Annotated in this window: 17 protein-coding genes and 1 other annotated feature; of the genes, 13 read left to right on the top strand and 4 right to left on the bottom strand. The window is 45.7% G+C overall.

From position 1 onward, the window contains the following. Positions 1 to 102 precede the first annotated feature (102 nt). From JOJ89_RS16400 to JOJ89_RS16375, 6 genes are all read left to right on the top strand, one after another. A complete protein-coding gene (locus JOJ89_RS16400) occupies positions 103 to 1,290 on the top strand; it encodes an MFS transporter (RefSeq protein WP_203288459.1) in 1,188 nt (395 codons plus the stop codon). 334 nt (positions 1,291 to 1,624) lie between these two features. Continuing rightward, a complete protein-coding gene (locus JOJ89_RS16395) occupies positions 1,625 to 1,948 on the top strand; it encodes a DUF4257 domain-containing protein (RefSeq protein ID WP_029278889.1) in 324 nt (107 codons plus the stop codon). Positions 1,949 to 2,099: 151 nt separating this feature from the next. Next, positions 2,100 to 2,326: a binding site (T-box leader), on the top strand. Positions 2,327 to 2,423: 97 nt separating this feature from the next. Then, positions 2,424 to 4,838 (top strand): leucine--tRNA ligase, encoded by a 2,415-nt coding sequence (leuS, locus tag JOJ89_RS16390; protein WP_203290363.1) that lies wholly within the window; start codon positions 2,424 to 2,426, stop codon positions 4,836 to 4,838. Between the two features lie 98 nt (positions 4,839 to 4,936). After that, positions 4,937 to 5,260, top strand: coding sequence for a rhodanese-like domain-containing protein (locus JOJ89_RS16385; protein ID WP_029278892.1), 324 nt, complete (start codon positions 4,937 to 4,939; stop codon positions 5,258 to 5,260). A gap of 111 nt (positions 5,261 to 5,371) precedes the next feature. After that, on the top strand, positions 5,372 to 5,611 hold the full coding sequence (locus tag JOJ89_RS16380; RefSeq protein ID WP_203288457.1) for a DUF2553 family protein: 240 nt from the start codon (positions 5,372 to 5,374) through the stop codon (positions 5,609 to 5,611). After that, complete coding sequence (locus tag JOJ89_RS16375; RefSeq protein ID WP_029278896.1) at positions 5,612 to 5,794, top strand: sporulation protein Cse60; 183 nt, start codon at positions 5,612 to 5,614, stop codon at positions 5,792 to 5,794. An 11-nt stretch (positions 5,795 to 5,805) separates the two neighbouring features. Here the strand turns inward: JOJ89_RS16375 and JOJ89_RS16370 are convergent, their stop codons facing one another. Continuing rightward, positions 5,806 to 7,083 (bottom strand): BaiN/RdsA family NAD(P)/FAD-dependent oxidoreductase, encoded by a 1,278-nt coding sequence (locus tag JOJ89_RS16370; protein WP_203288454.1) that lies wholly within the window; start codon positions 7,081 to 7,083, stop codon positions 5,806 to 5,808. A gap of 336 nt (positions 7,084 to 7,419) precedes the next feature. On the opposite strand from JOJ89_RS16370, the gene JOJ89_RS16365 reads away from it, so the two are divergent. Both JOJ89_RS16365 and JOJ89_RS16360 read left to right on the top strand, forming a co-directional pair. After that, entirely contained in the window at positions 7,420 to 9,042 is a 1,623-nt protein-coding gene (locus JOJ89_RS16365; RefSeq protein WP_203288452.1) for a putative polysaccharide biosynthesis protein, read from the top strand. Positions 9,043 to 9,192: 150 nt separating this feature from the next. Beyond that, entirely contained in the window at positions 9,193 to 9,918 is a 726-nt protein-coding gene (locus tag JOJ89_RS16360) for a pseudouridine synthase (RefSeq protein ID WP_029565856.1), read from the top strand. A gap of 87 nt (positions 9,919 to 10,005) precedes the next feature. On the opposite strand, the gene JOJ89_RS16355 is transcribed toward JOJ89_RS16360, so the two are convergent. Both JOJ89_RS16355 and JOJ89_RS16350 read right to left on the bottom strand, forming a co-directional pair. Further along, the gene (locus JOJ89_RS16355; RefSeq protein ID WP_029278908.1) at positions 10,006 to 10,230 is read right to left on the bottom strand and encodes a DeoR family transcriptional regulator; all 225 of its coding nucleotides are present in this window, start codon (positions 10,228 to 10,230) and stop codon (positions 10,006 to 10,008) included. Between the two features lie 314 nt (positions 10,231 to 10,544). Beyond that, positions 10,545 to 11,846 carry an NCS2 family permease gene (locus JOJ89_RS16350; RefSeq protein WP_029278910.1) on the bottom strand — a complete coding sequence of 434 codons (1,302 nt, stop codon included), beginning with the start codon at positions 11,844 to 11,846 and terminating at the stop codon, positions 10,545 to 10,547. 337 nt (positions 11,847 to 12,183) lie between these two features. Between JOJ89_RS16350 and pepV the strand changes: the two genes are divergently transcribed. Further along, on the top strand, positions 12,184 to 13,578 hold the full coding sequence (pepV, locus tag JOJ89_RS16345) for a dipeptidase PepV (RefSeq protein ID WP_203288450.1): 1,395 nt from the start codon (positions 12,184 to 12,186) through the stop codon (positions 13,576 to 13,578). A 114-nt stretch (positions 13,579 to 13,692) separates the two neighbouring features. Continuing rightward, the gene (locus JOJ89_RS16340; protein ID WP_029278914.1) at positions 13,693 to 14,871 is read left to right on the top strand and encodes an MFS transporter; all 1,179 of its coding nucleotides are present in this window, start codon (positions 13,693 to 13,695) and stop codon (positions 14,869 to 14,871) included. Positions 14,872 to 14,897: 26 nt separating this feature from the next. Here JOJ89_RS16340 and cysK read toward each other — a convergent pair whose 3' ends face one another. After that, positions 14,898 to 15,830, bottom strand: a complete 933-nt coding sequence (gene cysK / locus JOJ89_RS16335; protein ID WP_029278916.1) for a cysteine synthase A — start codon at positions 15,828 to 15,830, stop codon at positions 14,898 to 14,900. 199 nt (positions 15,831 to 16,029) lie between these two features. Between cysK and thpR the strand changes: the two genes are divergently transcribed. From thpR to JOJ89_RS16320, 3 genes are read left to right on the top strand one after another with little or no spacing between them, the layout of a single operon-like run. Further along, positions 16,030 to 16,578, top strand: coding sequence for an RNA 2',3'-cyclic phosphodiesterase (thpR, locus tag JOJ89_RS16330; protein ID WP_203288439.1), 549 nt, complete (start codon positions 16,030 to 16,032; stop codon positions 16,576 to 16,578). 46 nt (positions 16,579 to 16,624) lie between these two features. After that, positions 16,625 to 17,008: a CidA/LrgA family protein gene (locus JOJ89_RS16325; protein WP_203288437.1), complete on the top strand. Its 384-nt coding sequence runs from the start codon at positions 16,625 to 16,627 to the stop codon at positions 17,006 to 17,008. Then, a complete protein-coding gene (locus JOJ89_RS16320; RefSeq protein ID WP_203288436.1) occupies positions 17,008 to 17,694 on the top strand; it encodes an LrgB family protein in 687 nt (228 codons plus the stop codon). Before JOJ89_RS16325 ends, JOJ89_RS16320 begins: the two co-directional genes overlap by 1 nt. Positions 17,695 to 17,716: the final 22 nt, after the last annotated feature.

Genomic DNA, 17,716 nt, shown 5'->3' with positions numbered 1-17,716 from the left:
ATCTCCGGATAAAAGGACTACAATCTTCTATGGATTTAAAAAAACGCGAAGGCAGCTCTTGCCTTCGTGCTTTTTTGTGAGTTTTTTAAGGAGGTTTTCGCGATGCCGCGTTCTTTATGGCTGCTTGTAACAGGAATGCTGATTAACGTAACAGGTTCTTCGTTTCTGTGGCCTTTAAATACAATTTACATTCATGATCATCTTGGTAAATCGCTGACAGTTGCCGGGATTGTCCTGATGCTGAATTCTGCTGCAAGTGTAGCGGGCAACCTGATCGGCGGGGTTCTTTTTGACCGGTACGGGGGCTACCGTTCCATCTTGAGCGGGATTGTGCTTACGTTCACAGCCATTCTGGGACTTGTTTTCTTCAATGACTGGCCTTGGTATATTGTCTTTTTGACTCTTGTCGGGTTTGGCTCCGGAATTGTGTTTCCATCGATGTATGCACTTGCCGGAACGGTTTGGCCGGAAGGCGGGCGAAAAGCGTTTAACGCGATTTATGTTTCGCAAAATGCGGGAGTGGCGATTGGGGCTGCGCTTGGCGGACTGATTGCGGGGTATTCGTTTCAGCTGATCTTTATTGCGAATGCAGCACTGTATGCTGTTTTTTTCTTGCTGGCATGTTTCGGTTATCGAAAGATTTCATCTGTTCCATCTGCCCAATCGTCCCTTTTGCAGGAATCATCCAAGCTGCAGAACCGGGATAAATTTACTGCACTGATCATCCTTTGCTCCGGCTATTTGCTGTGCTGGGTCGCATATGTTCAGTGGCAGTCAACGATTGCCGCCCACACTCAGGAGCTGAACATCCCGCTTACCCAGTACAGCTTGATCTGGACGGTAAACGGAGCATTGATTGTTTTCGGCCAGCCGCTTGTGAATACTTTTGTAAAATATGCTGCAAAATCTATTAAAAAGCAGATGATGATCGGCTTTTGCATCTTTATTTTTTCTTTCGTCATGGTTTCCTTTGCAGGGGATTTCAAAGGATTTATGACAGCCATGATCATTTTGACCATCGGAGAAATGCTCGTATGGCCGGCGGTTCCGACCATTGCCAATGATCTTGCTCCAAAAGGCCGTGAAGGATTTTATCAGGGCTTCGTCAACAGCACAGCTACAGGCGGAAGGATGATCGGCCCGCTGCTTGGAGGCGTACTGGTTGATCTATATGGCATGAATATGCTGTTTGCTGTTCTGATTGGATTGCTGTTTATCGCCATGTTCACGACATCCGTTTACGATAAGAAAATCAAAGAGAAGCATCCTGCACCAGCAGTGAGTGCGTGATAACAGATGGCACACCTTTAAATGGTGTGCTTTTTTCGGTCAAATGGACAAGCATTTGGAAGAGTGAGGAAAATAAAGAGGCGTACTCTCCAGAAATGCATGGTACTAATCACTTAGGCGCCGGACCGAAAAAGTGTTCGGTCTAGTGAAATAGTACGAATGAAAGTTTACTGAAAATTCCTTCTATTTAATCAAGATTGTTCCAGTAATATTCACATATAATGGAAGTAAAACAAGCTTCTGGTTTTATTGAATTGTACAAGCAAAGAGAAGCAATATATCTTGTACCTGAAGTCGCGTGCCGAATTTATTACGGCTTTAGGAAGGTGATCTTATGCTGCAGACTGTAATTGTAGCGTCATTGATTGGGGGGTTAATGGGACTGCTTGGACATGTTAAAAAGAAGGGAAGGATGGAAAAGCCAAGAATGACCAAGCGTTTTATCTACCTCGGTTTCTGGGAGGATATCGCAATGGGCACGACCGCATCGATCCTGCTCGTTTTATCTACAGAACCTTCATCCTCATTTCAGCTTGTCGTGCTTTCTATTATCGCTGGTTACAGCGGGGAGGCCGTACTTCGGAGTTTTGACTTTGTCAGACAGCAGCAGGACAGCATTGAACAGCCTGTGAAAGACAATGAGCGCCAAGCGAAATAATCTCCAAACCATCTCACACCTTATCTCTCAACAACCTACACTTCTATTAAAAGCATGATTTTCCCGCATTCCTGCCCATTTCATAAGTTTTTACAGCGAACAGCTTGCAACCGTGGTTTAAATTCTATAAAATACATGTATAACTTTATGATTTTGAACGGTGATAAGGATTAGTAACAGACTGCGGATGCTCAGAGAATTGACGGACGGTGAGAGTCAATCATCCAATGCCTGCGAACTCGCCTTTGAGTTACGGATGCGAACTGCAGGGCAGCCTGCACGGTAATGTCTGTCGTGATCCACGTTACGGATATCAAGTGAGTGCCGTATGGCGCTAAATTGGGTGGTACCGCGGGAAATAAACCTCTCGTCCCTTTCAGGGACGGGAGGTTTTTTCTGTTTTTTCCGTTTAACAATCCAAAACCCGTTCAAACTGAATTAGTAGAAACAGCGCACCAATCAGAGGAGGATAATGATGAATTACAAGCACGAAAAAATCGAGAAGAAATGGCAGAACTACTGGCTTGAAAATAAGACGTTCAAAACAACGGAAGATGCCGGCAAGCCTAAATTTTACGCACTTGACATGTTTCCGTATCCATCAGGAGCGGGCCTGCATGTAGGACATCCGGAAGGTTTTACGGCAACTGATATTCTTTCCCGCGTAAAACGCATGCAGGGATATAACGTCCTTCATCCGATGGGATGGGATGCATTCGGTCTTCCTGCTGAGCAGTACGCGCTTGATACTGGGAATGACCCTGCAGAGTTTACAGCCAAAAACATTGATACGTTCCGCCGTCAGATTCAAAGCCTCGGATTTTCATATGACTGGGACCGTGAAATCAATACGACAGATCCTGAGTACTACAAATGGACACAATGGATTTTCCTTCAGTTATATAAAAAAGGTCTTGCTTATGTTGATGAGGTAGCGGTCAACTGGTGTCCTGCACTCGGAACCGTACTTGCAAATGAAGAAATTATCGACGGAAAGAGCGAGCGCGGAGGCCATCCTGTTGAACGCCGCCCGATGAAACAATGGATGCTGAAAATCACGGCATATGCAGACCGCTTGATTGAGGACCTTGAAGAAGTTGACTGGCCTGAGAGCATCAAGGAAATGCAGCGCAACTGGATCGGCCGTTCTGAAGGAGCGCACGTTCAGTTTACCGTTGACGGACATGAAGAATCCTTTACCGTTTTCACAACACGCCCGGATACGCTCTTTGGCGCGACGTATGCTGTCCTTGCTCCCGAGCATGCTTTAGTTGATAAAATTACAACAGAAGACCAAAAGGAAGCTGTAGCAGCTTATCTTGATAAAGTAAAAAGCAAGAGTGACCTTGAGCGCACAGATCTTGCGAAAGAAAAAACAGGAGTATTCACAGGTGCGTTTGCTGTTAACCCTGCAAACGGCGAAAAAATGCCGATCTGGATTGCAGACTACGTTCTTGTAAGCTACGGAACCGGCGCAATTATGGCTGTTCCTGCACACGACGAGCGAGACTATGAATTTGCCAAAACGTTCGACCTGCCGATCAAAGAGGTTGTTGAAGGCGGCAATGTTGAAAATGAAGCTTATACAGGCGACGGACAGCATGTGAACTCTGATTTCCTCAACGGCTTAAATAAAGAAGAAGCCATTGAAAACATGATTGCATGGCTTGAAACAAACAAAAAGGGCGAAAAGAAAACGACTTACCGTCTTCGTGACTGGCTGTTCTCCCGCCAGCGCTACTGGGGCGAGCCGATTCCGATTATTCATTGGGAAGACGGCACAATGTCAGCAGTACCTGAGGAAGAGCTTCCACTGACACTGCCGAAAACGACAGAAATCCGTCCTTCAGGCACAGGCGAATCTCCGCTTGCCGTTATTGAAGAGTGGGTAAACGTAACAGACCCTGCAACAGGCAAAAAAGGCAGACGCGAGACAAACACAATGCCGCAATGGGCCGGAAGCTGCTGGTACTACCTGCGCTATATTGATCCAAAGAACGCTGAGCACCTTGCAGATCCTGAAAAAATTAAGCAGTGGCTGCCTGTTGACACATACATCGGCGGTGCGGAACATGCGGTTCTTCATTTGCTGTATGCGCGCTTCTGGCATAAAGTGCTGTACGATCTTGGCATTGTTCCTACAAAAGAGCCGTTCCAGAAATTGTTTAACCAGGGAATGATTCTTGGGGAAAACAATGAAAAAATGAGTAAATCCAAAGGCAATGTTGTCAATCCGGATGATATCGTTGCAAGCCACGGTGCAGATACGCTTCGCCTTTACGAAATGTTCATGGGACCTCTTGAGGCTTCTATCGCCTGGTCTGAAAAAGGACTTGACGGAGCTCGCCGTTTCCTTGACCGTGTATGGCGTCTGTTCGTAGAAGATAACGGAGCTCTTAATGCAAAAGTGACTGACAGCCCATCTGACAGCTTAGAGCGTGTGTATCATCAAACCGTTAAAAAAGTAACAGAGGATTACGAAGGACTGCGTTTCAACACAGCAATCTCCCAGCTGATGGTTTTCATTAATGAGGCGTACAAAGCAACAGTTCTTCCAAAGTCATATATGGAAGGCTTCGTTAAATTGCTTTCACCGGTAGCTCCTCACCTTGCTGAGGAATTATGGGAAAAGCTTGGCCACGAAGGAACAGTCTCCTATGAAACATGGCCTGCATACGACGAAGGCAAATTAGTTGAGGACGAAGTGGAAATCGTTGTTCAGGTAAACGGGAAAGTAAAAGCGAAACTCCACGTTCCAAAAGACGCAACACGCGAAGAAATGCAGGAGCTTGCTCTTTCAGACGTTGACGTGAAAGAACAGGTTGACGGAAAAACAATACGCAAAATCATTGCCGTTCCTGGAAAACTTGTAAATATTGTAGCGAACTAAGAAAAAGCAGGCCACGGAGCCTGCTTTTTTCATTGCTTTGTCAAAGTGGTATGTCACACACATGCTTTGGTATAATAAACCCATCTGAAACAGAAAGGATGATTTCAATGAGAGAAATAACAACAGACGAATTACATAAAAAATTGAAAAGCGGAGAAACGCTGAACCTTGTAGATGTGCGCGAGGAGGATGAAGTGGAAGAAGGGATGATTCCTGAAGCAAAACATATCCGCATGGGAGAAATTCCTGAAAAGCTTGATCAATTTGATAAGGACAAAGAATACATCATCATCTGCCGGTCAGGCGGACGCAGCGGCAACGTCTGCTCCTTCATGGAGGACAAAGGCTATAAAGTGACGAACATGGCGGGCGGCATGCTTGACTGGAAAGGCGACACAAAACGCAAAAGTGAATTGGCATAATTCCATTTCCCTGCTTCGGCAGGGTTTTTTTGTTGAATGAACAGCTAAAATGAAAACGCTATCATAAACAACATCCCTTAAAAATACACTTCAACTAAGGAGGGATGTGATATGTCTGACTATCACAAGCTTGATGTAACGGATCGCGTTGTCGCAAAGCTGCACGGGGAATTTATGGAGCTGTACATCGGAAAGGAGTATATCGGGAAGCTTGTCATAACTTCCGGTGGACGGGAATATGAATTAGTAAATGGATTCAAGATGGAAGAGGACAGGTTTTACCGCATGTATGAACGGAACTGCGAGCTTCAGCAGCAATATGCGGAAGGCTGTGATATGGGATGGTGCTAAATGTACAAGGTGGCCGTTTTTGATAAAGAGCATGAAAAAGATTTGGAAAAGGCAATCAATCAATTCCTGAAGTCGATTTCAGATGAGCAGCTTGTTGACATTAAATACAATGTGTCGGCAGCCTGCGATCAGAACGGGGAACAGCTTTATTGTTTTTCAGCCCTCATTTTATACAGAACCTAAAAAGGAAGCCGCTATAAACTAGCTGCTTCCTTTGCATATTGTGCGGCATTTTTTCCGGCAAGCCTGCCGGTTACAAGAGCAGATGTAATGTTGTAGCCTCCTGTGTAGCCGTGGATATCAAGGATTTCTCCACAAAAATACAAACCGTTCATAAGTTTTGACGCCATTTCTTTTGGATGGATCTCCTTAACCGATACTCCGCCTCCGGTTACGAACGCCTTGTCGATAGACAGCGTCCCGTGGACGTTAAACTGAAATCCTTTGCAGTCCTGTATGAATGACCGCCATTTATCCATCTGAAGATTGGCAGCCGGCAGATTCGGGTCTATTCCGTTTTTCTCAAGGAGAAACAGAAGGTATCTTTCAGTCAGGAATCCTTTCAGCACGTTTTTAACGGCTTTCTTAGGTTCTGATTTGAAGAGCTTGACCGTCTCCTGAAAAAGCTCTTCCTGGTTCCGGTCCGGAAACGAGTCGATGCTCACGGGAATAGCCGTGGTTTTGAACTTTTTCATCGCTTTGACGACGTATTGGCTGCAGCGGAGAACAGCCGGTCCGGAAATCCCGAAGTGGGTAAAAATCATGTCCATCTGGTGTGTTTTGATGACCTTGCCTTTAGGATTCAGCACGCTCAGGGCAACATTCCGGAGAGAGAGGCCCTGTAGCGTTTTTTCCTGAATGAAATGTTCATTGGATGTTACCGGAACTTCTGTTGGAAAAAGCTCTGTAATGGTATGTCCTGCTTTTTCAGCCCAGGCATATCCGTCTCCTGTACTTCCGGTATGGGGAACGCTTTTGCCCCCGACAGCAACCACAACCGACTGTGTTTGAATATACTCGCCGTTTTTTAACCTCACGCCGACGGTCTTGCCGTTCTCGTACTCAATCGTTTCCACTGGCTCGTTTGTCCGGATTGTCACACGAAGCTTCTTAAGTTCATTAAGAAGAGCATCAACAACAGACTGAGCTTTGTCTGTGACCGGAAACATCCTGCCGTGGTCTTCTTCCTTCAGCTGTATGCCAAGCTTTTCAAAAAAGCGGATAATATCTTCATTGCTGAATTCAGAGAATGCGCTGTATAAAAATCGTCCGTTTCCGGGAATATGTTTAACAATCTCATCAACCGGGAGCCTGTTTGTGACATTGCATCTGCCGCCACCTGAAATCGCAAGCTTTCTGCCGAGTTTATTTCCTTTATCGAGCAGGAGGACGCGTGCTCCCTTTTCACCTGCCGCAATCGCTGCCATCAGGCCGGATGGACCGCCTCCGATAATCACTACATCAACCTTCATGCTTTCACAACCTTTTCTTTCTGAAAAAACCTTTTCTCTCCCTATTATAGCGGAATCACGTAAAATGCCAAATCCGCCTTTTATTGTTTTATGAAGAATATAAGGCTGTGGATAACCTTACAAAGTTATCAACGGCAAGCGGAAGCGCCTAGATCCTCTGTCAGAACAAATCCGGCAAAAAAGTCAAAGCCGGACTTTTCTGCCGGATTCTTATCTGCCTGCCGGATCTTACCAAGGCGCTTCCGCTTTTGTCATGCACAAACATTCTTGTTATAGGTCTCTAATGTGTTAAAATAGAAAAGTTGAATCTTCAGAGAGAAATTGGTGATTTCATTCATGTCGAATAAATTATTGCGGGGTACACTCGTATTAACGCTTGGCACCTACATATCAAGGATTCTTGGAATGATCTACATTATCCCGTTCTATGCGCTTGTCGGAAAAGACGGCGGGGCCTTGTACCAGATCGGATATGCACAGTATGCCGTTTTCCTCGGCATTGCGACCATGGGATTCCCCCAGGCGGTTTCAAAATTTGTATCTAAGTATAATTCCATCGGGGATTACGCAACAAGCAGAAAGATGTTCAGAGTGGGCATCTCGGTGATGTTCTTAACGGGAGTGCTTGCGTTTATTATTCTCTATTTTCTGGCGCCGGTTCTGGCGGAAAGCTCGCTTGGGCAAAGAGAGATCGGCAATACCACGGTTGACGATGCCGTGCTTGTCATCCGCATGGTCAGCCTCGCTTTAATTGTCGTGCCGATTATGAGCCTAATCAGGGGGTTTTTCCAGGGACATCAGTCTATGGGGCCAACTGCCGTTTCTCAGGTCATTGAACAGATAGTGAGAATTGCTTTCCTTCTTGCGTCAGCTTATCTTGTCCTGAAGGTATTTGACGGTTCGCTTGTAACGGCAGTCGGCTACTCCACCTTTGCTGCATTTGTTGGAGCCATCGGAGGCCTGCTTGTGCTGTTTGCTTACTGGCAGCGCCGCAAACACGGTCTTGAAGCTATGAGGGAGAATGTGGTTCCTTCTGAAAATATGCCCGCAGGACGCATGTTTAAAGAGCTTTTTTCATACGCAGGGCCGTTTGTTTTTGTTGGACTTGCTATTCCTTTATATACGTACATTGATACAAATACGTTCATTAAATCGATGGTTGAGGGAGGATTCAAAGAAACGGCAACAGGTATATTCTCAATTGTTGTCTTATATTTGCCAAAACTTGTGATGATACCCGTATCACTCGCGACAGCATTTGGACTGACGCTTGTACCGACGATTACAAGATCCTTCACCGATAAGAATATGAAGCTTGTGAATAAGCAGATTGATCAGGCCTTTCAGATTATCATATTCCTCACACTGCCTGCTATTGTCGGGCTGGTGATACTGTCAGAGCCTGCCTATATGCTGTTTTATGAAAACGATCCGGACGGGGCACTCTTGCTGAGATGGTTCGCGCCTGTAGCGATCCTGTTTTCTTTCTTTACCGTAACAGCAGCCGTTCTGCAGGGAATCAACAAGCAAAAGCTTGCTGTTATTTCCCTTTCACTTGGACTGATCATTAAACTTGCTGTGAATGCTCCGCTCATTGAGGCGTACCAGGGTGTCGGATCCATTCTCGCAACAGCGCTTGGGTTCGGTGCATCTATTCTGTACAGTTTTGCAATGATCCGCCGCCACGCAGGCTATTCATTCAAGCTGCTGTTCAAGCGCACCGTCTTTATCGGAATTCTGACTGCTTTTATGGGTCTGGTCGTGTCAGTCACCCAATCCGTTCTATCTATTTTTATTGAATACTCTGATGGGAAAATGCAGTCAGTCATCATACTGCTGATTGCGATCGGTTTAGGAGCAGCTGCATACCTGTACGCAGCGCACCGCTCTCACTTGCTCGAGAAGCTTCTCGGCAGCCGTTTTTCCTTTTTAAACCGCAAGAAGAAGGCTGCTGAATAAGCCTTTTTTTTCAAAGCTCTAGAAGAAAAAAAGAGGACTGCTTACAGCGTAATGTAAGCAAACCTAGTGGATTGCAGCGGAAGGAACGGCATACTTCCAGGATTCGAATATTCGCAATTTTAAACTTTACCGCAAAAGGCAGGTCGTAACATGAGAATCGATAAATTACTTTCAAACATAGGGTACGGAAGCAGAAAAGAAGTAAAGCAGCTTCTGAAGACAGGTGCTGTAAAGGCTGACGGCAAGATCATCAAGGATGCCAAAACACATGTTGACCCAGCGGTTCAGGCCGTGACAGTACACGGTGAAACAGTCGAATATAAAGAGCACATTTACCTGATGCTGAACAAACCGGCCGGCTTCCTGTCGGCCACAGAGGATTCTGTCCAGAAAACGGTTATTGATCTGCTTGAAATGAACGATGCCGTCTACAAGCCATTTCCTGTAGGACGTCTTGATAAAGACACAGAGGGGCTTTTGCTCCTGACAAACGACGGCCAGCTGTCACATCAACTGCTTTCTCCTAAAAAGCATGTGCCAAAAACGTATTATGCGAAAATCGAGGGACACGTCACAGAAGAAGATGCGTCTGCTTTCAAAGAAGGTGTAGAGCTTGATGACGGGTATGTCACAAAGCCTGCCCGCCTTGAGATCATCGAAGCAGGAGAACGGTCAGAGATTCATATCACAATCACTGAAGGGAAATTTCACCAAGTAAAACGGATGTTTGAGGCAGTCGGCAAAAAAGTAGCCTATCTGCAGCGCATCAGCATGGGCCCGCTTCATCTGGATGAGAGTCTTGAACTCGGAGAATACAGAGAGCTGACGGACGAAGAAGTGGAAGCTCTGAGGAATGCTGAGGCCATAGAACTGTAAATGCGAAGAAAAAAACCAGTCGCCAAAAGGGCAGACTGGTTTTCTTATGTATGCAATTTTAAAGTTTTTTCCGGAATAAGCGGCTTTCTAGGAAGACATTTTTCTAACCTTCTTCTGTGTAATTGTCCATTTGCCTCTGCTTGGGCTCCGAACGAGGTCATTATACGCTAACACATTTAAATCTCTTTGAATGGTTCTCGGTGTAATACCAAATTCGTCGACAAGCTGCTGAGTTGTAACAGTACCTCTTTCATGGATAAACATGTAGACAGATTTGATACGAGTTAGCATACGGTTTGTTGAAGGTTTCAAAAAACCACTCCTTATCATTTGATCGTATGGCATAGCCTACTGCAACCTACGATGTCCCCTACTGCAGATGTTACTGTACTAATTTAATTTATGAACGCTACAACAATATTTTACACGATTTCGACATCATCATACCAGCGAAAAGCTAGAATTAACAAAATTTTTACATAGTTTTAATCTTGTTACAAGCTGATTGGTTCTATATTTCTTATTTTACTATATGTAATTAATTCTGAATAGTATGACATTTTTATGTGTATAAAAAAGCACCCATATCTAGTATGGATGCTTTTGAAGTGTTTTATGAGCGGCTTTTAATGTCCGCCGAGGAACACGAGCTGAATGAAGAACAGAACGGCAAAGATATAAACGAACAGGTGAACATCTCTCCATTTTCCTTTTGCTATTTTCATAAGCGGGTAGGAGATGAAGCCGAGCGCTATGCCTGTTGCAATGCTTGATGTGAGCGGCATTGCGATAATGACAAGGAAGGCCGGGAAAGCTTCGTCGAGTTCGTTCCAGTTAATTTTCGCAATGTTGCCCATCATTAAGCTTCCTACGATAATCAGGGCAGGAGCTGTGATGGCTGCTATGCCTGAAACAGCTCCTACAAGCGGGCTGAAAAATGCGGTAAGCCCGAACAGGACGGCAACGGTCAATGTAGTGAGTCCTGTTCGTCCTCCGGCGGCAACGCCTGCAGAGGATTCAATGTAGGCAGTCGTCGGACTTGTGCCGAACATAGCGCCTACAGTCGTTGCAGCAGAGTCGGCAAGAAGGGCTTTGCGTGCATTCGGCAGTTCATTTCCCTTCATAAGACCGGCCTGCTGGGCAACGCCGATCATTGTTCCTGTTGTATCAAAGATTGTAACCAAAAGGAATGAGAAAACAACGGCGTAAAGGCCATTTGAAATCACCTGTCCAATGGCATCGGCCGGGTTCAGGACCATAAATCCTTCAGGCAGGCTCGGTACAGAGACAAAACCATTTTCAAATGAAAGTTCTCCGGTGAAATAGGCGATAATTCCAGTAATGATCATCCCAAAGAACAGGGCACCGTGAACATTCAGGCTCATAAGAAGCAGGGAAACAGCAAGCCCGATCAGAGCAAGGATGACAGGAGGTGAAGAGAGATCACCAAGCGTCACAAGATTTTCAGGATGGTCTGTTACAATGCCTGTCAGTCTGAGGCCGATGAAGGCGATAAACAGCCCGATTCCCGCTGTGATTCCGTATTTCAGGTTAGCCGGTATGGCTTCAATCAGTTTTTTGCGAAAAGGCGTCAGCGATAAAATCAGGAAAATGAGGCCCGCCACAAAAACAGAGGCAAAGGCAACTTGGTAGCTGACCTGATGGCCGCCGACAACCGAGTAGGCGAAGTAAGCGTTCAGACCCATTCCGGGTGCAATGGCAATCGGGTAATTTGCAGCAAGCGCCATCCACAGCGTTCCGACAATGGCCGCAATGATGGTGGCTGTAAACACCTGGTCGAATGGAACGCCTGCATCTGCAAGAATAATCGGGTTGACAACCACGATATAAACCATTGTCAGGAATGTTGTAATTCCTGCAAGTGCTTCTGTGCGCACGGTTGTTTGATGTTCTTTCAGTTTAAACATAAGTAAGCCTCCAATTTGTAATCTGTCGCGCAGCCTGGCTTCAGCTGCTGTCATGAGAAAGGTCCCTTGAATACAGGGACCGCTGTTGAATAATCGGCATCTGCCTTTTTATGCGCTGTCTATCGGCAGCAAAAGCAGAATGAGTGATAAGTGCACTTGATAAACGAACGTTTTTGCAAAACATTTATTATATTATTCGTTTTTAGGCAGATTTGCAAGAGTTTTTGTTTTTTGTTTAAGCTTAGTTTCTCCGTGCAGCGCTTTCTTATGTTTGCATCCTTTGGTATCTTAACTAAGTAGAGGTACGATGAAAATGATCATGAAAAGAGGTATGCAAATGGAATGGATGCAGGAAGTACTGAAGAGAAAAGACCAATTTACTGAAGATACTCAGGAATTTTTGCGGATTAAGAGTGTGCTTGATGAGAAATCAAAAACAGAAGGCGCCCCATTTGGAAAAGGCATACATAAAGCATTAACTCACATGCTCCAAAAGGGAGAAAAAGACGGGTTTACGGCCAAAAACCTCGACGGATACGCCGGACACCTTGAAATGGGACAGGGAGATGAAATTGTAGGCATACTCTGTCATGTCGATGTTGTACCTGAAGGGGACGGCTGGAGCAGCGATCCTTTCGGAGCAGAAATCCGTGACGGGAAAATTTACGCGCGCGGGGCTATTGATGATAAAGGCCCGACTATGGCAGCTTATTATGCCATGAAGATTGTGAAGGATCTTGGGCTTCCGCTGAACAAGCGGGTCCGGATGATTCTTGGAACAGATGAAGAAAGTGACTGGGGCTGTGTGGAGCACTACTTCAAACATGAAGAAATGCCTGCCCTCGGTTTTGCTCCAGATGCAGATTTCCCAATCATAAATGCCGAAAAGGGAATTATTGATGCAAAGCTTTCTTTCCATTTTGATAAAGCGAGCATCAGCAAAAATGGACCAAAGCTTCTTTCTTTCAAGTCAGGAAGACGTTTTAACATGGTGCCGGATTTTGCCGAAGCGATCGTTCAGACAGAGGATGCAGTAGCCCTTTCCGAAAAATACACCTGCTACCTGTCCCAATATGAGATCAAAGGCAGTGTTTCAGAGGAGAATGGCACCCTCAAATTAACTGCTGAAGGAATTTCCGCTCACGGAAGTCTTCCCCATACAGGCAAAAACGCAGGTCTTTTGCTTGGGCTTTTCCTTGCTGAAGCCGAGCTTGATCATAATGGAAAGGTTTTTGTCAGGCAGATGACCGCCTTTTTCAGCAATGATACGAGAGGCGAGAAAATCGGCATTCAATGTGAAGACGAAGTAAGCGGAGAATTGACAGTCAATCTCGGCATCATGTCATATGACATCAAAGATGGCGGAGAGCTTGGGGTAAATATCCGCTACCCTGTTACAGCAGATTCGGAAAGGATTGAAGAAGGACTCAAATCGATTACTGATTTTCACCTTACCTCCTTCAGCGACTCAAAGCCGCATTATGTAGAAGCAGAGCATGAACTCATTCAAAAGCTTAAAAAGGTTTATGAGGAGCAGACTGGCGAGAAGCCTGAACTGATTGCCATAGGGGGAGGAACGTATGCCAGGTCACTTAAAGCCGGTGTAGCTTTCGGCCCGATGTTTCCTGGAAGACCGGATGTTGCCCATCAAAAGGATGAATATGTCATCATCGATGATCTTCTGAAGGCAACGGCCATTTATGCCCAGGCCATTTATGAACTGGCAAAATAAGATTAACGAAACGCTTTTCATGTGGTAGGATGTTTGAAGAAGCTTTTAGCCGCTCCCTTTTCCGGGAGCGGTTTTTAGCAATCAAATGACAGGTGGGGAAAGAAGGCTGCTGGTTTGGATTATTCTCTTCAAAGAGAACACCGCATGACGCGGGTTTCGTTCTGTTCGTTTTATTTTCTCATGTTTTTTGCCATAGGTTCTCTGTTTCCTTTATTGCCAGTTTATTTAAAGGACAGTGTGGGACTTTCAGGAAGCCAGATTGGAATCATTATGAGCATCAGCCCGGTTGTTATGATTTTAGTTCAGCCGCTGTGGGGGGTATTAAGTGACATCACGCAGAAACCGACTGTTTTACTGACCGTCGCTTTGACGCTTGCCGGACTGTTTGGGATTGTATTCTCACTTCTTGACGGCTATTTCTGGCTGATTGTGATTGCTCTGCTGCTGGCGGTTGTTCAGAGTGCTCTGATTCCTTTATCCGACAGCATTTCAATGAATTATGTCCACAAGACCAAAACGGAATACGGTTCTATCAGGCTGTGGGGAGCTGTTGGTTTTGCAGTTGCTGTCATGGCTGTCGGCCAGCTGTCTGAACACTATTCTCTTCACGTGATTTTTTATTCTTTTGCACTCGTGCTGTTTCTGGCCATTTTCTTTGCAGCTCAGCTGCCGAATGAAAGCAGGACGATGCAGATCAGCATCCGTGACGGCATAAAAGAACTTGCGAATGTTCCAAGGTATTTTCTGTTTCTATTTATAGCATTTCTTGTTCTCGGCCCTATTCTTGCCAATAATATTTATTTCGGTATTTTTGTCGCTGATCTTGGCGGCGGGCTGACCGGTATCGGCATTGCATTTTTACTTGCGGCGGGCAGTGAAGCCCCGTTCATGAAGTTTGCAAGCAGCTGGATCAGGCGCCTCGGCATGATGAACATCCTGGTTATGGCAACATGCATTTCATGTCTCAGATGGTTCCTGTATTTCTTTGAACCGCCACTTGGGGTTGTGTATGCCACAACGATTGCACAAGGGTTTTCTGTTGGATTGTTCATTCCTGCTGCCCTACAGTATGTGAGAGAGCTTGCTCCTGTTTCTGTAGGGGCAACGGCGATTTCTCTGTATTCATCTGTCGGCAACGGGCTGGGAAACTGGTTTTGCACGTTTTTTGGGGGCCTTATCCTTGAAGGGTATTCGATTCTTCATGTGTATTTATTCTTTGGAACGATGTCCCTTATTGCGCTTGTCATCCTTTGTGTGATGAAGCTGAATCAAAAAAGAGCTGTTCCGGTTTAATCCGGAGCAGCTCTTTTTCTTAAGACCTATTCTTCTCTGAATACATCGCTTGATAAATACCGTTCACCTGTATCGCATGCGATACAGACAACAACATCATCCGGTGTCAGGCGTTTGGCAACTTCAAGGGCGGCAAAGCAGGCTGCCCCTGAGGAAGGACCGACAAGGATTCCTTCTTCCGCAGCAAGTCTGCGTGTGATGTCGTACGCTTCAGCGTCCTGTATTTTAAAAATTTCATCGTAAACATCCTGATTTAAAATGTCGGGAATAAATCCGGGGCTTGTGCCGACAAGCTTATGCTTGCCTGGCTTTCCTCCTGAAAGGACCGGGGACCCGGCCGGCTCTACAACATGCACGGTCAGATCCGGATAATGCTCTTTGAGTGTTTCGCCGGTGCCTGTAATGGTCCCGCCGGTGCCTGCCGTTGCAACGAATGCAGTAAGCTTTTTCCCGATCTCATCCATTGCGGCAATAATCTCGGGTGCCGTTGTTTTGCGGTGGGCATCAGCATTTGCTTCGTTTTCAAACTGCATGGGAACAAAGCTGTCAGGGATTTCCTCTGCTAGCTCGTTTGCCTTTTTTATAGCACCGGGCATTTTTTCGTCGCCGGGTGTAAGCACAACTTCTGCACCGTAAGCTTTAAGCAGATTGATGCGCTCCTGTGTCATCGTATCAGGCATAACAAGAATGGCTTTGTATCCTCTTGCTGCCGCATTCATGGCAAGTCCAATGCCTGTATTCCCTGACGTTGGCTCGATAATCGTTGAATGTTCGTTTAACAGGCCTTGCTTTTCGGCCTCGACAATCATATTAAAAGCAGCTCTGTCTTTTACACTGCCGCTTGGATTGAAGAACTCAAGCTTAAGGTAAACCGCAGCCCCGTCTTTTGGATTCAGGCGGTTTAATTTTAAAAGAGGTGTATGGCCAATTAAATCTGCCACATTTTCTACAACACGCATGATTATTTCAGCTCCTTTAGTTGATATAATAGCATATCCTCTGTTTGCCTTCCCAGCAATCGATTTTCATGAAACGAGGCGCTTTGGTTCTATTCTTCCCGCAGACTTTGATAAAATGAAAAAAGTGTCTGCGCAGTTTTTGCATGGAAGCATACGAGCAGAGCCATACTCTTAGCAAACAGACGGGAAAGGAACCGTTATGACAACACAAACCCATTATTTTATTGGAATACCTGTCCCTCAGAATGAAGCGGAAATGCTGACTGCAAAAACAGAAGGGATGAAGAAGCTGTTTAAGTCCTGGGTTCATCCTCTGGATTATCATTTGACGCTCGCTTTTTTGGGGCATCCTGATTCCGCTGATCAACTGCAGGCCGTCATGAAGGAACTGCACACAGCTTTTGGCGAGTTTCCTTCATTTCACCTGTCAATCAGTGGCTTCGGCACATTTGGGAGAAAGCAGGCTCCCCGGATTTTCTGGGCGGGTGCGGAAAAATCAGAGCCGCTAGAAAAGGTGAGGGAAACGGTATACTCCGTGTGCAGGAAACACGGTTTCGCACTTGATGAACGTCCATTTGCCCCTCATATCACGATCGCGAGGAAATGGGCGGCAGATGAAGACTTTCAGGAAGAGATGCTTCCGGGTCATCCGGTGTCAGCCTTTCAGGTTTCAAAAATCAATCTGTTTCAGACCAAGCTTGGGGAAGTCCCCAAGTACCATACAATTGACACTGTCTTATTGCGATGATGCCCAATAAGATAAATAAGACTCTTTTACGCTTAGCGGGGAAACTATGAAATTTATACGTATTGTTATTCAGCTTGCCGGATTATTTCTTTTTTATTTTGCCGGAACAGCCATTCAGCAATTTTTCAACTTGTCCATGCCGGGCAGCATTATCGGCATGTTTCTTTTATTTTTCTGCTTGTCCTTCAAACTCATAAAACTGCCGCTGTTAAAGGAAGGAAGCTCCTTTTTGCTTAAACATTTGGCCTTGCTTTTCGTTCCTGCAACGGTCGGGCTGATGGACCATTTTGACCTGTTTGCGGGAAGAGGCCTGATCAGTGCGCTGATTGCTCTTTTCAGCACAGCTCTCGTCATGCTTTCAGCCGCTTTTGTAAGCCAGTGGATGAGCACCAGAAAAACGGCAAATGAAGGAGAGGGGGAAAACCTATAATGGCTGTGATCTTCTATATTGTCCTTACGGTAATCGTAAATGCCCTTATGAGAGAGGTTTATAAAAAATACCCCTTTCCTCTATTAGTGCCGATCTCAACGAGCACTTTTCTCTTAATTGTGCTTTTCCTTCTCACAGATACCGAGTATGCTGAGTATATGACTGGCGGAAAGTGGATTGATGCTCTTTTAGGCCCTGCAGTAGTCGCACTTGCTTATCCGCTGTATGAAAACAGACATGTGATGAAGAGGTATGCGTGGACCGTCTTTACAAGCGTGCTTACGGGAAGCATTATCGGAATAGTAAGCGGGGCCGGCCTAGCAGCATTATTTCATGTAGACCGGGAGATGATCCTGTCGCTCGCTCCTAAATCGGTCACAAATCCCGTTGCAATGGATATTTCAGAAATACTGGGAGGAATCCCTGCACTTGCGGCCATATATGTGGTTATAGCAGGCATGTCGGGGGCTGTTTTCGGTCCGTCCCTTCTGAAAGCTTTTGGCATTAGCCATCCCGTTGCAAAAGGAATCGGACTTGGTGCGGCATCACACGGAACGGGTACGGCGAGGGCTCTTGAAATGGGAGAGCTTGAAGGAGCTGTCAGTTCCATTTCCATGACGCTGTGCGCCATTTTCACGGCTGTTCTGTGTCCGTTATTGGTTCCGTTTCTTTTACATGTTCTGTGAGTTTGAATGATTCGGAAGGAGT

The organism is Metabacillus sp. cB07, from assembly GCF_016839225.1.
Lineage (GTDB): Bacteria > Bacillota > Bacilli > Bacillales > Bacillaceae > Bacillus_P > Bacillus_P indicus.
The sequence above is the reverse complement of the archived record's forward strand: the minus strand, read 5'-3'. Positions and strand labels throughout refer to the sequence as shown.

Excerpts from the sequence above, each read along its gene's own strand:
- JOJ89_RS16400 (WP_203288459.1), top strand. The coding sequence starts at position 103 with ATGCCGCGTTCTTTATGGCTGCTTGTAACAGGAATGCTGATTAACGTA.
- JOJ89_RS16395 (WP_029278889.1), top strand. The coding sequence starts at position 1,625 with ATGCTGCAGACTGTAATTGTAGCGTCATTGATTGGGGGGTTAATGGGA.
- leuS (WP_203290363.1), top strand. The coding sequence starts at position 2,424 with ATGAATTACAAGCACGAAAAAATCGAGAAGAAATGGCAGAACTACTGG.
- JOJ89_RS16385 (WP_029278892.1), top strand. The coding sequence starts at position 4,937 with ATGATTTCAATGAGAGAAATAACAACAGACGAATTACATAAAAAATTG.
- JOJ89_RS16380 (WP_203288457.1), top strand. The coding sequence starts at position 5,372 with ATGTCTGACTATCACAAGCTTGATGTAACGGATCGCGTTGTCGCAAAG.
- JOJ89_RS16375 (WP_029278896.1), top strand. The coding sequence starts at position 5,612 with ATGTACAAGGTGGCCGTTTTTGATAAAGAGCATGAAAAAGATTTGGAA.
- JOJ89_RS16370 (WP_203288454.1), bottom strand. The coding sequence starts at position 7,083 with ATGAAGGTTGATGTAGTGATTATCGGAGGCGGTCCATCCGGCCTGATG.
- JOJ89_RS16365 (WP_203288452.1), top strand. The coding sequence starts at position 7,420 with ATGTCGAATAAATTATTGCGGGGTACACTCGTATTAACGCTTGGCACC.
- JOJ89_RS16360 (WP_029565856.1), top strand. The coding sequence starts at position 9,193 with ATGAGAATCGATAAATTACTTTCAAACATAGGGTACGGAAGCAGAAAA.
- JOJ89_RS16350 (WP_029278910.1), bottom strand. The coding sequence starts at position 11,846 with ATGTTTAAACTGAAAGAACATCAAACAACCGTGCGCACAGAAGCACTT.
- pepV (WP_203288450.1), top strand. The coding sequence starts at position 12,184 with ATGGAATGGATGCAGGAAGTACTGAAGAGAAAAGACCAATTTACTGAA.
- cysK (WP_029278916.1), bottom strand. The coding sequence starts at position 15,830 with ATGCGTGTTGTAGAAAATGTGGCAGATTTAATTGGCCATACACCTCTT.
- thpR (WP_203288439.1), top strand. The coding sequence starts at position 16,030 with ATGACAACACAAACCCATTATTTTATTGGAATACCTGTCCCTCAGAAT.
- JOJ89_RS16325 (WP_203288437.1), top strand. The coding sequence starts at position 16,625 with ATGAAATTTATACGTATTGTTATTCAGCTTGCCGGATTATTTCTTTTT.
- JOJ89_RS16320 (WP_203288436.1), top strand. The coding sequence starts at position 17,008 with ATGGCTGTGATCTTCTATATTGTCCTTACGGTAATCGTAAATGCCCTT.